Below are 13,765 nucleotides of genomic sequence, written 5' to 3'. Positions count from 1 at the left end.
GGGAATAAATGGTTAATATACTATCCATATTAAACTTACAGTACGTCGCTTTGATATAGAAGTTTGGGTAACGTTATGATAGTAATTTATATAATTCTGTGTGCTATCTTTATAGCTGTTTTAGACAGTTCATTAGACTCTTAATTATGTGGTATGTTTAACTTAGGAGAGGTTTTCATAAATATTGAAGTGAATAAGTAAGAATATTATGTTTTTTCCTTGAGTTGTAAAATTTCAGAATGAGAGAGACCGGTGATTTGAGCTATAACATCAATAGAGACACCAGCCTTGAGTGAGTTCTTGGCAACTTCAATTTTACCTTTTTGATGGCCGATTTGGATGCCTTCATGTTTAGCATCATCGAGTTTTTGAGCGAGGACAGCCTGTTCATCACGGATACGCTTTATCTCTTGTTCATAGGCAATAAATTCTTTTTCTGACCAGTTGAACCTATTTAGTTCTTCATACGCTCTTTTAATTATTAGATCACTTCCTATTATTCTTTCTAACTCTTCTTCACTAGTTTCATCTGCATATCTAAAAAAGTAGACCCATTTTTCAACTATACTTGAAAGCTGATCTTCTTTGGTTTTTGGAAATTTAGGCAGCTCAATAAATACAAAATAAAAATCTTTTAGATCATGTTCATTAGTATCTTCATCCCGAATGGTGTGTTTTGATTTATACTCAGCCTTATCAGGAAATAGTATACAATCTGCTATAGCAATAAAGATAATTTCCTTAAGGTCATGGTATTGATCACCTTTATCAGCTTGTCTTGAGTAAGCTTTAGCAGCATAGTATTGAGCACGTTTTTCAAAGCCTTTGGTTTTAGCGACCTGCATTTCGACTATCACTTGCAGCCCATTTTCATCTCTACAAAGAACATCGACAATGCTTTGTTTTTTAGAGGCAATATCAGGGTCTTGAATAGTACTTAAAAACTCTATATCCTTTATTGCACTTTTACCAGTGAAGCCAAGAATATCATTAAGAAAGTGAATAAGGATGTCCTTATTTTTTTCAGTACCAAAGATGCGCTTGAACGATATATCATTTTTTGGATCGAGAAACTTCGAAAGAGCCATGAGAAAGTAAGGTAAAAAGCATTAACAATTATACACAATTGTGAAGAAATATTCAACTAAAATTCAAACATAGAATGAAGCATCCCTTTTGTATATCTTTGTTTGGTAGTATTAACATGTATAATATTTATGGCAAACATCTCAAATAAGGTATCAGATAGCACAAAAAGTAAGGAGCTGGAGGTTAAAAAGAAAATATACCCTGAAAGATTTAGCAGGCAAAGCAAACATAAACTATCATACACTGCTAAGATATGAACAAGGAACATGTGGCATTCCAATTGAAAAGTTAAAAATATTAGCAGGGGCATTATCAATTCCTGTTGGAAATCTCTTTCCAAGACGAAAAGTACTAAAAGAGAGCTGTTGTTTTGATGAAGCTAGAAGCCAGGAAATGTATAATTTCATAGAAAAAACAGGAGGACACAAAGCAATTTATGCATTAACCAAATCTGTCCGAGCTGAAGAAGAAAGTAATATAAAAGCAGCAAGAATAAGAATTGCAAGGAATCTAGTTAAAGCAGGGTTTGATACTGAGATTATCTATCGAACAACAGGCTTATCAACTGAAGAATATGCTGATAAAGAGAGATACGAGCCAAACGGAGGACAAGAGATAAAAAAGTGGAGAATAATCAGAGGCTATACGCAAGAAGAATTAGCAAAAAAGCTTAATGTAGGACCCTCGCAGGTACATCATTATGAACAAGGTAGTGCTACTATTTTAAGTGAAAGGTTATGTGAAATAGCAAGGGAATTATCAGTGGATGCTGAAGATTTGATAAAAGAAGAAGATAATTATGAAGATGGTGAAGCAGAAAATGAGTTATTAGGTTTGGCAAGAGAATATAGAAAAATTGACAATCAAGAATCACGAGATGAGCTGAATATATGGGTAGAATTTCTATTGCAAAGAAAGCAAATTTACAAAGAAAAGATTTACAAAACAGAGGAAATGAAAGTTGCAAATAATTTACTTCAGTTAGGTTTTTCTACTGATGTTATTTCTAAAATAGTAACAACTTCTTTTACATAAAGAATTAATTTTCAATTAGATAAAATAAGCATACGTTAATATCTTAAATTATTCATGAAAAAATAAGTAAAAAAGATTGAAAAATTGATTTGACTTCACTCGGAAGCTATGGCTCTATGCCAATGCTGATAAAAAACAGCAGTAAATAATTAAAAACAATTTGTTATTAACGAGGAGTATATTTTATGAATAATGGTAAAAAACTTACAGAAGAAATAGAGAGAGTATTACAAAGTGGAGGAGGAAGTGCTCTATTTGATCGTGAAATAATGGCAGTGCTTCTAGGAGCAGTTCATGACAGAAAGCAAGCACAAGATGTTACTAAAACTTTAATGGATAACTGCCCAGGAATAGGAGAAATTTTGGGACGAGAAATCGATGATCTGAAAATGATAGAAGGAATGACCGAACATGCAGCTGCAGCAATTGAATGTGTAAAAGAAGCTTATAAAAGAGCACTCAGAGAAGGATTAAAGAGAGGCCCAGTAATGGATAGCCAAGAAAAGCTGATAGAGTATGTAAGGGTAAATATAGGCTTTTCAGCAAAAGAAGCTGTTCAAATAATATATTTGGATAAACAGAACCGTTTGATAAGAGACGAAGTGTATTTTGGTACAATAGATGAAGTACAACTGTCTGAAAGGAAAGTGGTAAAAAAGGCATTATCAATGGAAGCAGCGTCGATAATATTATCCCACAATCATCCAGGAGGGAGTTTAGAACCATCAGAAGATGATAAAGTAATGACTAGAGAATTAGTGTCAGCATGTCAAGGAGTGGGAATTGAGTTAGAGGATCACATTATTATGACAGACAAAGGATATTGCAGTTTTAAGGAAAGAGAGCTGTTATAAACCAAATTTCAATTACTTGAGAAGTTTGGCTACACAATGAAATATAAAATCAAGTAGCAAAAAAACTTAGTTAAGAATCTGGAGAGCAAGAACTGCACAATATAAAAGATCTTTGTATAGCTTGTATATTAAGTCGTGATTAAAGAATAAAAGTCCTAAAAAATCTATTCTTTTATTATAAATAGTTGCAAGATATACAAGATCTTTTTATAATTTGCGTATTAAGTTAATTATAAAGCAATAAATTGCTCTGTAGACTTGAATAACATGCTTAATAGGAGGCTATATGACTACTAAAAAAACAGTATCATTTGATGATACAGATGGAAATACTTATGATTGATTCTAAAAAATTACCAAAAGGACTATATAGTGCTATTGAAGGTATAAGTCGTACTGGCAAAAAAAATCAGCAGCCTATATTTGTAGACGAGACCGATAATAAACCAAAAATATTTGGTGATAAAAGCAGGTTTGAGAAGCCTGAAGGTGTGCCTTCCCCTAGCGATGTTTCTGGAAAATCAATCAATCTTGGAGAAGGACGTGAGGTTTATAACAAAAAATCTTCAAATCGTCAAAATCCGTTTATTCCAGCCTTAAGCAAGATAGAGCCAAGTGCAAGTGAAAATGCAGAATTGAGGTGGTTTAAAAGTAGAGTAGTAAAGGCAAAAAGCGTAGACGAACTGAACAAAACTATAGATCAAGCACTAAGTACTGGAATAAGGATAAATGCGTATAGCGAAGGACAGAAGAGTTTTGCTGATACGGTGATATCGAAAATGCCTTCGATCAAATGCAAAGAAAATGAGAAGGAAGACATAATATGTGAATTGATGCTAAATGGAGCAATATTCAGTTACGATCTATTGCAGGATAAGGGAATAAGTGAAATGCATAACAAACTGTATCAAGAGATTCGTCCACAGATAGATGAGTGGCTTAAAGAATTGAGAGAAATCGGTGAAAGTGCTATTGAAAATGAGGGAATCATAGAGGATGTGGAAATAGACAATCAGACATTTTTTATGAAATTTTCTGATAATAGCAAGGTAAATATTGCAAGAGTATTGGAAGGTACAAAAAATTTAGGGTTAACCACAGGAGAGGTAAAATTAGGAGGTGATGTTATAGAAATAGGGAATAGTAAGGTTGAAGTTAGAAGTGGAAAAGAAGGTGAAAGGAATTACGTTGATGTGTCCGACAATAGTGCTTTTGAGATAACATTTTCCACAAGTATTGGTAGCCTAAAAGTTGTAGTATACCATAATGCGGAAAATGACAGTCAAGTAGAGGTCAGAGTAGCAGATAAAGAAATGTGGTCTGAATTACAAAAAAGAAAAGAAACTATAGGAAAAGGCTGCCTTTTTGGAGGAATGACGGTCACAGAAGCGGTAGAAAAAGGAAGTTTCCCTAGGAGTGGTAAGTGGAGTAAAGAAAAGGCAAAAGAAGAAATAAGGGCGATTAGTAATAATGAAACATTATCATGGGTTGATAGGGTGTGTGGAGGTAGTAAAGAAACCTCTCGAAAGCTTTAAACAATCGGAAACTTTTCCTCAATAAAGTTAAGCTATAGCAAAAAATTTTCTAGCAGGGTATATATGTTTATTTCCGCAAAAATAGTGAACAATAATACAAAGAACATTAGCCCTGCAAGATACAAAATAGCACAAAAAATAAGAAGCTGGAGGCTAAAACAAAAGTATACCCTAAAAGATCTAGTAGAGAAAACAGGTATAAAGTATCATATGTTGCTAAGATATGAGAAAGGAACATGTGGCATTCCAATTAAAAAATTAAAAGTTATAGCGGAAGCATTATCAGTTCATGTTGGTAGCTTATTTCCTAGACAAAAAGTACTGAGAGAAAATTGTTCTTTTAATAAAGAATGGATATACAACTTTATAGCAAAAATAAAGGGACAAGAGTCATGCAAGTTGATTCGGGACTTGACTGGGTTTATTCAAGCTGAAGAGGAAAATAATGTAAAAGCTGCAAGGGTAAGCATAGCCAAGAACTTAGCGAAAGTGGGGTTTGATAATGATATTATCTATCGAGCAACTGGTTTATCAACTGATGAATATGATGAGAAAAAAGGCTCTGAGCATTCAAACGAAGGACAAGAGATAAAAAAATGGAGAATAATAAGAGGATATACTCAAGAAGATTTAGCAAGAGAGCTAGATATAGGACCCTCACAGATACATCACTATGAACAAGGTAGTGTTACCATTTTAAGTGAAAGATTATGGGAAATAGCAGAAAAGTTATCAGTTAATCCTGAAGATCTGATGAAGAAAGAAGAAGATAATTATAAAGCAGAAAACGAGCTATTAAGTTGGGTGAGAGAGTCTAAAAAAATTGACAATCAAGAATCACGAGATGAACTGGATATATGGGTAGAATTTTTATCGCAAAGAAAGCAAGTTTACAAAGAAAAGATTTACAAAGCAGAGGCAATAAAAGTTGCGAATAATTTACGTATGTTGGACGTTTCTATTGATGCTATTTCTAAAATAACAGATTTATCTATTGAGGAGCTTGAAAATTATGCTTTCAAAACTTAACCTGGATTAAAAACCTCAGTAGTTTACTGACTCATAAATAATATATTAAAATATTAGAGAGAATAGTTATATATTTAATATTTCTATACAGAATTTCTCTATCACTTTCTGATTATCTTCTATCATTGCATTTGCCTCCTGTTGAAGAAATTTGATATTTTTTGATGTAATGTTATCCATGTCAGCCGACGCTAGCTTCAATTGCGATTGTATTCTTACGTATCTATTGCCTATTACTTGATTCATCTGATAATTTACGCAGTCCAATCCAGAGGCAAACATCACACTTAACAAAGGTTTTATCCAGCCTATTTTTCCAAATCTCTTTGAATTGGCATACTCTATGCTTCTATCTGTTCTTCCAGTACCTATCGATAACAGTAGAATATCATCATTTGGAAATAACCTCTTACCACTTGCATATGCACAAGCCGCTGGATTATTTGCAAATACCCCGCCATCCACTAATACCATTTCCTTGTGGTTGATTTTAAGATATTTAGGTGCAAAGTAAGTAGGTGCAGCCGTTGCAGCTCTGAGTGCATCTTTCAGCTTAATATTACCTTCTTTCCAGCTTTTGAAGAAAAATGGGCAATTATTCTGAATGTCGTAACTGGTAAGCAGTACATTATTTAAAGTGTTTTGTAGAGTATCATCACCAAAATATTTGTCCAATACAAATTCAATATTTTTATGTGGGTATTGTGCACAGTTAAACCAAGATAATATTGATCGCCGGAAGAATGAAGACTTAAAAATATATGACCCGTATTTTTGGTAAAGCTCGACTAAATCATTGGCTGAATATTGAGGATTTCCTTGTTTATCTTTTTTACATAATCCTGCTATAACAATTCCACCGGTTGAGGTTCCTGCCATTAAGTGAAAGATTTCAGCTATAGTTCTTCTTGTTCTTTTTTCTATTTCTGCTAATATTATGGCTGGTATTATGCCCCTTATGCCTCCTCCGTCAACGGATAAAATATATTTAATCATTATGAATTTAGGTAAGGATATTAAGATTTAATTTTTCCGCTTAAAACCTGCAATTTAAACTCATCTAATTCTTCAGAAAGATTTTTTACCCTTTCCTCAAGTACTAACACTTTTTCCATTAAACCATATTCAATAAGTTTATCGTGAAATTGTACCCTTGAGTCTAGCTTGGATAACCACCATATAAATGCTACGGTTTGGATTAATAACGTGATAATTACTGTAATTGGGATTTTTTGATTTTGCATAATAATTTAAAATGTGAATTTATTATGGATAGTTTTGGAAGTTTATGTACAGATTATAGAAAACTTATAGCTTTAGTGATTACTTTTTGTTGATTCGTATTGATCCTCTGCTTCTGCAAGTAACTTTATTATTTGATCGTAGGGCTTGTCTTTGTTGTGCCTTGACCTTAACACAGCTACATTTCTAGGTTTTTTTCCATCATCGTTTATAATGTTAGGATTAGCGCCTTTTTCTAGCAAAAATTTGATAATCCTTAAATCACCATAATATGCAGCATTATGTAGTGCTGTGCTTCCATACTTGTTAATAATGTTTACGTTAACTCCCTCATCTATTAAAAACCTAACTATCTCTAAACATCCCCCTTCTGCAGCGTAATGTAACGCAGTTAACTTAGGCATGTGTGTATCAATATCTAATAAATTTTTTACTGAGAATTTTACAGTCTCTAAGTTACAATTTTGAGAAGCAATGCGTAATATCGTTTTATAATTATCTACAGCTTTTGCCCTCATGTAGGAATAGGTAGCAATAATACATACTATTACTGTTATAAGCCACCAAAAATGCAGCTTGTTTTTTGTATCTTGACCCAATTTATCCATATTCAACATCTTTTTAATATTAAATAGATCATTTACTCATTTTTTATTAACATCACTTACTCAAAGATGCTGACAACATAGTAAGGTAACCTGAGCTATTTAAAGTATGCTCCGCTCTATTAACTATCCATTCACTATCTACTGCTTGATTGAAACCTATAAGATTAAGTTTAGCTTCTGCAAATAACTCTGGATTACCAGGCATAGTTATATCTAAAGTTTCATTGTTACGTTTCAATTGTTTTAACTTGGCATTTGCTGCACTTAGTGCTGACTCTGCATTTGAGTAAAGTTCCAGCATAATATAACTTGGTTCACCGCTACCAACTGTTTCTTTAATAGTTTCACCTTTTTCATAGCTATACCATTTTGCTACTACTGAATTATACTTATCACGTACGGTAAAATGCACTTTCCAATTAATTGTGTCTTGAGGTATAATAGTAGTTGTTCCTAAAGCTTTTCCTGTGGCTGATTTTGCCATATTTTTTGAAATAAACAATATATACCCACCAGCTAATTTTGCCATTGCTTCACGCTCTGTTGCGATCTTTGTTAACAGACTTATATCACTTTCATCTGCCTGATTAATATGGGGTATCAATACATTCTTAAATTCCTCAGCAACTTTATGTCCATATCCATGTTTTTGAGCTATTTCTTTCACTAAGTTTTCTATGGTAATTTGATGCCATTCTTTTGATACCTTTGCTTTTAAAGATATTCTTAAATTTGTTGCATGAGCTTTGATTAATAGAGTCTTAGGTGGACCTTGTATCGTAACTTCGTTGACTGTATATATACCCATTGGAAAGATTCCCGTTTCCTTATAACCCTTACTATTACCCATAAATCTAAAAATGGAGAAAAAGCTGCTATTTTACTAATTCAACTTTCTATTATAAATAGATCTATGGTCTAAAAATGGAATATATGATGAAAAGAACTATAAATACCTCAACTGGCGAATGGGCAGAAAGTGAATTTGGAATTGTTAATTTTGGTGATATAAGATTAAGTAAAAGGCTTCTAAAAATAGTTAATAGTTTTGCTGAATCGCCTGAGCGTTCAATAAATCAAGCTTGTGAAGATTGGCATCAAAGTAAAGCAGCTTATAGATTTTTCCAAAACGATGCCATTTCTGAAAGAAAAATATTAGACAGTCATATAATTAAAACTGTTGAAAGAGCTAAAGAATACTCAACTATCTTAGCTATCCAGGATACGAGTTATATTTCATATAAAAATCATAAAAAGACCGAAGGATTAGGGATTATAGCAGCAAGATTAACATCTAAAACAACTAATTTTAAAACCCATGGATTAGTGATGCATACAACGTTTGCAGTTACAACAGAAGGACTACCTATAGGATTATTGGATCAAAAAATTAGTACTAGACCTTCCTTAACTGAAGACCTAAAGGAGTTGAAAAGAAGAAGCCATAATACTGCTCTTCCCATAGAAGAGAAAGAAAGCATACGGTGGATAGCATCACTTAAAGACTCTACTAAACATCCTGGATTAAAGGATGTTAAGGTAGTTACCGTTTGTGATAGAGAAGCAGATATTTATGATTTATTTGAAGTTGCTTCCACTAATCAATCTCTTTTTGTAGTAAGAGGAAATCAAAACAGAACAGTAAACAAGAAGTCGACTTATTCTGAAAAAGGTGGTGAAAGATTGTGGGATTTGATGAATCGCATGTCTTGTCAAGGAGAAATTCAAGTGAGTATTCCTGCTCGCGATAAAAAACCTCAAAGAACAACAGTTTTAGAAGTAAAGTTTAGTAACTTTGTGATGAATGCATCAAAAAACAACGCTAGACGTAAAACCCAAAAACTTCCTAATTTAAATTTAAATGCTGTCTATGTTATAGAAAGATATCCCCCATTTGGCGAAGAGCCCATAAACTGGATTTTGTTAACAAATATAAATATTAATAATTTTGAAGAAGCAGTAGAAAAAATACAATGGTATTGCTTAAGATGGAGAATAGAGGTTTTTCATAAAATTTTGAAATCCGGTCTTAAAGTTGAAGAATGTAGGCTCCAAACAGCAGATAGATTGATCCGCTTTCTTACAATTATGAGTATAATTTGTACTAGACACAACTTAATCTGACAGGGATGAATTAACTGACAGAAGAATTGAGGTAGTTAAAACTAATATCAGTCTCTTGTTTCATGCTACTAATATTTTTCTGAAAAGCAATGTGTTTGCTATTAAGAAAAGTCTGAGTAGGCGTTTTGCCATAGCAATATTTGCCTGAATGAGGCCTTGTCTCATTATAAGAACGCAACCAATGATCAACATCTATCTGCAGATCTTCCAAAGAATTGTAGATTTTCTTGCGAAAAATAATATTGTAACACTCATCTTGCATAGTCTTATGGAATCTCTCGCATATGCCATTAGTTTGCGGAGAATTGGCTTTAGTTCTTGAGTGATCAATATTTTCGATTCCTAAGTATAACTGATAAGCGTGATTCTCTGGTTTGCCACAATATTCTGTACCTCTATCGGTCAAAATGCGCAATAATGGCACGCTTTGTACATCAAAAAATGGTATTACTCTATCATTCAGCAAGTCAGCAGCGGTAATAGCAGTTTTATCTGTATAAAGCTTAGCAAAAGCCACTCTCGAATAAGTATCAATAAAAGTTTGCTGATAGATTCTTCCTATACCCTTGATGTTGCCTACATAATAAGTATCTTGAGAACCTAAATAACCTGGATGCTCTGTTTCAATTTCACCATGTGCTTCCCTTTGTTCTTTAACTTTTTCTAAAGCCGCAAGTTGCTCCTCTGTTAGAATTATTCCATCTTGCATAACTTTTGCCTCAAGAGCCCTCAGTCTTTTTTTGAAGGTCTCAAGGTCATTTCTCAGCCATACAGATCTCACTCCACCTTCAGAGATTATTATGCCCCTTTTTCTCAGTTCATTTGCAGCTCTTTGTTGTCCATATGCAGGAAATTCTGTTGCAATATTAACTACAGCTCTTTCCATGTCTTCAGAGACTCTGTTTGCCATAAGTGGTTTTTTCTTGCTTATCTCATGCAGCGCTTCTTCTCCTCCATTTTCATATAGTTCTTTGAATCTATAAAATGTATCCCTTGAATATCCCATAACCTTGCATGCTTGAGACACATTTCCAAGCTGTTTTGCTAGCTCTAGCAATCCTAGTTTCGGCTTTAGTATTTTTGTTTGTATCGTACTCATTTCTAACACTCCTTTCTTTTATTATTTTATAACTTACTTTTTTAAAGTGTCAGATCAAGTCTTGTTTAATACATATACAGCAAATTTTAAGGCTGAATTATTTAGCACCAAAAATTAAAGAAGATATAGTAAATGGGAGGCAACCAAGGGGTTTGAAGTTAGCTGATTTGAGAGAAATACCGATGCTGTGGAGTGAGCAGATGGAGAAGTTTTACGGGTTTAAGCAAGCTGTCTGCCAGTAAAAAATAAGATAATTTCTTTAGAAGGATCTTGAATTATTAAACTTCTCTATCATTCTTTTATGGAAAGATTAGTAAATTTAATACTCCCACTAAATTGGATAAATTGATTGCAAAAAGATAGGATTTTCAATAATTTGCTTGTATAGTTGGCCTTTCATAGGTAACAAAAAGCCAACCCTCCTGCTATTTCTTCTTACTCTGCCTTACAGTTCCTGCCCTTGATTCATTGCAACTTCAGTATTGCTATCTTTAAGTAAATTTGAAGGACTATTACAATAGTACATGACTGCAGCAGTAATTAGACAACAAACTCCAACTGCTATTCCTATCGCTAACATTCCTGAGTAAACTGCAATAACTATTCCTGAAACAATTCCAGATAGTGCAAGTGCAGAAGTAGCTACAATATATATATTTTTATTTTGAGAAGTCACATTATTTTCTTTTGGTTTACTTTTGCTATTGTCCTTAGCACTAATGTCTTGCTCATTAGTTACTGGTTTTGGCTGTGTACTTTCCCTAGCTATAGAATTTGCTTGCTCATCAGGTTGAGTAGGAGCTTGTTTTTCCTTTTTAGTGTCAGCTAATATCACAGTAATATCACTCTTATCGTCTTCACTTTTAGATTCACTTAGCAAAACTTCTGATTGTACATCTTGTTTATTATTGCTTGCTGACGTATTTAATAAAGCTTTCTCTTCAGAAGAATAAGGAATAGAGTTACAACCAGTCAATCCACTGTCTTTTATAGTTGATGTAGGATTGATTGGAACTTGCTTTGTATTTTGTTCACACACAAGAGATTTGCTACTATTATCAATAAGATTAGGTCCAGTTTCTTCAGTTGGAGGTGACTGTGTAGTCTTAGCACTTCTTCTAGCTGTGATAAAATCTGATATATTATCACTATTATAGATCTTATTACCAGTATTTCGCCTGATTAGTAATTCTACAACTTTTCTGCCATTTTTGTGGAATACTGCATAATTTAAAGCTCTACTAGAAATATCAACATCGAGGTTAATCTTGACACATTTACTATTTATCAGGTCTTGAAAATAATTGAACCAATCATCATTATCACAAGAATTTTTAACAAAGTAATATAAATGCTCTTGAGCAAGTAGGGCATTAGAAAGATATATTTGCCTTCCCAGATTCTTTACTATTTCAAGATTTCCTCTTTTAAAAGCTTCAGACAACCTCGATTTGTAATCCTGATTGAGCAATTCTTTCAAATCCTCATTTTCATGATTTAGATAACGTATATTGACTTGTCCAAGATAAGGATCAGCTCCCCTGTTTAAAAGTAATCTTACAAGTTCAACCTCTTCTGAATTTGTGCATTTTATTGTAGCAAAAAAGATTGCTGTTCTGCCACTAACAACCTTATTAACACCAGCCCCATTATCTAAGAGTAACTCTGCAACATCTTTTTTCTTCAATCTGCACGCATATTGTAAAGCTGTACCTCGACATCTTTTAATACTGACATCAAGGTCAATTTTGATCCTTTTATCAGATAAAACCTCTTTAAAAAACTTGAACCAGTCATTATTCTTACAAGCCATTTCAACAAGTAAACCGAAGTTTTCAGGATTCTTAGTGAAACACGTACTGGAGTTCTTAATATCTTTAATTAAGTTTTGTGCTTTTTCAAGATTCTGATCACTAAAGGCTTCGGATAATCTTATATCGAAGAGATCAATTCCCTTATCTACAAATAGTGCTAAAATTTCAGTACACGCATCCATTTTAGATTCATTCTTAATGAGATTCCTTACTATTTTAGTATTTTGTTCAGGAGAAGTGTATTGCAACAGAATTTCCATTGTCTGCTTATTATAAAGATGACTAGTAGCAATAATTTTTTGTTCAATTTCATCACTCACATGAATGGTTGCTCCATATTGAAAAAACAAGCTTACTAGGTCGTGATTATTGTGTTTTAATGCGTGATAAATTGGTACTGTTTCTTCTTGAGTAAAAGAGTAAGTTTTATTAATATTATAAACACTATTTTTTAATAGCAACTCCACAACTTTTCTGTTGTTTGCATTAAATGCATGTTGGAAAGCGGTATTATAAAAATAATAGTTGTATCTAAAATTAATCTGTTTAGACGATAGAATTTCTTCAAAGAATGTGAACCAATTATCATCACTACAAGCATTTTCAACAAACAAAAATGACATTGATGAAATTATTTCTAACCTACACAGATCATTTAATTCTTTTATTAAAGACTTTACTTTTTTTAAATCTTTATGGTGAAGAGCCTCAATTAAATCAGATTCAATATCTTTCTTTGTGTTCGTTTTCGGTTGATAACTCTTTTCCGGTTGATAACTGTTTTTTATCCCTTTGTATTTATTATATTTTTTCCTTTTATCAGGATCACATAACGTTTCGTATGCAATAGCAGCCTTAGAGAACGGTTCAATTTTCTTCTCAAGCTTATTCAATAAATTTTTTTCTAACTGTGAAAGTTCTGTATCTTTTTCCTTAGCTTCTCTTAAAGCTTTGTATTGTTGTTGTTCATCAAAACTCAAAGCCTTATCAGGATGGTATATCTTTGATATCTTATGATATGCCTTCCTTATTTCAAGTCTACTAGCGCTACTATCAACTCCTAGAGCTTCATAGTAGTCAAAATCTTGATATGCCATTTTAAATGTTCATTATATTAATAATATAGTACAATTATTATATTTTTAACAAATAAAGTCAAGATTTATATACTTCTTCACACTTTATATAGTATTGTTAATAACTACTTTAGCTTTAGGAATATACTAAAAATTAGCATCACAAAAAATTCAATTATTGACTTTTTCTAAAATTGTAAAAAAGATCGTACATTTGTGAGAACAAGCTGTGTAAAAATAGGTTTATAAAAATAAAATCT

At 32.7% G+C, this 13,765-nt stretch carries 12 protein-coding genes and 2 pseudogenes; 7 read left to right on the top strand and 7 right to left on the bottom strand.

From position 1 onward, the window contains the following. Positions 1-206: 206 nt before the first annotated feature. Positions 207-1,088 (bottom strand): Rpn family recombination-promoting nuclease/putative transposase, encoded by an 882-nt coding sequence (locus HGO49_RS01400; protein ID WP_172758418.1) that lies wholly within the window; start codon positions 1,086-1,088, stop codon positions 207-209. 129 nt (positions 1,089-1,217) lie between these two features. Between HGO49_RS01400 and HGO49_RS07445 the strand changes: the two genes are divergently transcribed. The 5 genes from HGO49_RS07445 to wmk (HGO49_RS01380) all read left to right on the top strand — a co-directional run bounded on the left by HGO49_RS07445 (position 1,218) and on the right by wmk (HGO49_RS01380) (position 5,542). Further along, positions 1,218-1,346 (top strand): hypothetical protein, encoded by a 129-nt coding sequence (locus HGO49_RS07445; RefSeq protein WP_256390371.1) that lies wholly within the window; start codon positions 1,218-1,220, stop codon positions 1,344-1,346. Beyond that, the gene (wmk, locus tag HGO49_RS01395; protein WP_458694618.1) at positions 1,291-2,124 is read left to right on the top strand and encodes a WO male-killing family protein Wmk; all 834 of its coding nucleotides are present in this window, start codon (positions 1,291-1,293) and stop codon (positions 2,122-2,124) included. Before HGO49_RS07445 ends, wmk (HGO49_RS01395) begins: the two co-directional genes overlap by 56 nt. 185 nt (positions 2,125-2,309) lie before the next feature. Further along, positions 2,310-2,978 carry a JAB domain-containing protein gene (locus HGO49_RS01390; protein ID WP_017532597.1) on the top strand — a complete coding sequence of 223 codons (669 nt, stop codon included), beginning with the start codon at positions 2,310-2,312 and terminating at the stop codon, positions 2,976-2,978. Between the two features lie 335 nt (positions 2,979-3,313). Continuing rightward, entirely contained in the window at positions 3,314-4,513 is a 1,200-nt protein-coding gene (locus HGO49_RS01385) for a hypothetical protein (RefSeq protein WP_040754823.1), read from the top strand. 63 nt (positions 4,514-4,576) lie between these two features. Next, positions 4,577-5,542, top strand: coding sequence for a WO male-killing family protein Wmk (gene wmk / locus HGO49_RS01380; protein WP_017532596.1), 966 nt, complete (start codon positions 4,577-4,579; stop codon positions 5,540-5,542). Positions 5,543-5,608: 66 nt separating this feature from the next. Here wmk (HGO49_RS01380) and HGO49_RS01375 read toward each other — a convergent pair whose 3' ends face one another. The 4 genes from HGO49_RS01375 to HGO49_RS01360 all read right to left on the bottom strand — a co-directional run bounded on the left by HGO49_RS01375 (position 5,609) and on the right by HGO49_RS01360 (position 8,242). Then, positions 5,609-6,538, bottom strand: coding sequence for a patatin-like phospholipase family protein (locus tag HGO49_RS01375; protein ID WP_172758419.1), 930 nt, complete (start codon positions 6,536-6,538; stop codon positions 5,609-5,611). Between the two features lie 20 nt (positions 6,539-6,558). Next, positions 6,559-6,786: a hypothetical protein gene (locus tag HGO49_RS01370; protein WP_108784223.1), complete on the bottom strand. Its 228-nt coding sequence runs from the start codon at positions 6,784-6,786 to the stop codon at positions 6,559-6,561. Between the two features lie 72 nt (positions 6,787-6,858). Then, positions 6,859-7,392 (bottom strand): ankyrin repeat domain-containing protein, encoded by a 534-nt coding sequence (locus HGO49_RS01365; protein ID WP_017531746.1) that lies wholly within the window; start codon positions 7,390-7,392, stop codon positions 6,859-6,861. 52 nt (positions 7,393-7,444) lie between these two features. Further along, positions 7,445-8,242 (bottom strand): contractile injection system protein, VgrG/Pvc8 family, encoded by a 798-nt coding sequence (locus HGO49_RS01360; RefSeq protein ID WP_017531745.1) that lies wholly within the window; start codon positions 8,240-8,242, stop codon positions 7,445-7,447. 83 nt (positions 8,243-8,325) lie between these two features. Between HGO49_RS01360 and HGO49_RS01355 the strand changes: the two are divergent. Continuing rightward, positions 8,326-9,501: pseudogene (locus HGO49_RS01355) on the top strand (IS4 family transposase); the annotation flags it as partial. 25 nt (positions 9,502-9,526) lie between these two features. Here HGO49_RS01355 and HGO49_RS01350 read toward each other — a convergent pair. Then, on the bottom strand, positions 9,527-10,615 hold the full coding sequence (locus HGO49_RS01350) for an IS481 family transposase (RefSeq protein ID WP_096616077.1): 1,089 nt from the start codon (positions 10,613-10,615) through the stop codon (positions 9,527-9,529). A 74-nt stretch (positions 10,616-10,689) separates the two neighbouring features. Between HGO49_RS01350 and HGO49_RS07530 the strand changes: the two are divergent. Continuing rightward, positions 10,690-10,857: pseudogene (locus HGO49_RS07530) on the top strand (zinc ribbon domain-containing protein); the annotation flags it as partial. A 203-nt stretch (positions 10,858-11,060) separates the two neighbouring features. On the opposite strand, the gene HGO49_RS07480 reads toward HGO49_RS07530, so the two are convergent. Next, positions 11,061-13,526 (bottom strand): TomO hydrophobic C-terminal domain-containing protein, encoded by a 2,466-nt coding sequence (locus HGO49_RS07480; RefSeq protein WP_172758420.1) that lies wholly within the window; start codon positions 13,524-13,526, stop codon positions 11,061-11,063. Between the last annotated feature and the right edge of the window lie 239 nt (positions 13,527-13,765).

This window comes from Wolbachia endosymbiont of Diaphorina citri, assembly GCF_013096535.2.
Classification (GTDB): domain Bacteria; phylum Pseudomonadota; class Alphaproteobacteria; order Rickettsiales; family Anaplasmataceae; genus Wolbachia.
This window is presented reverse-complemented; position numbering and strand designations above follow the sequence as displayed.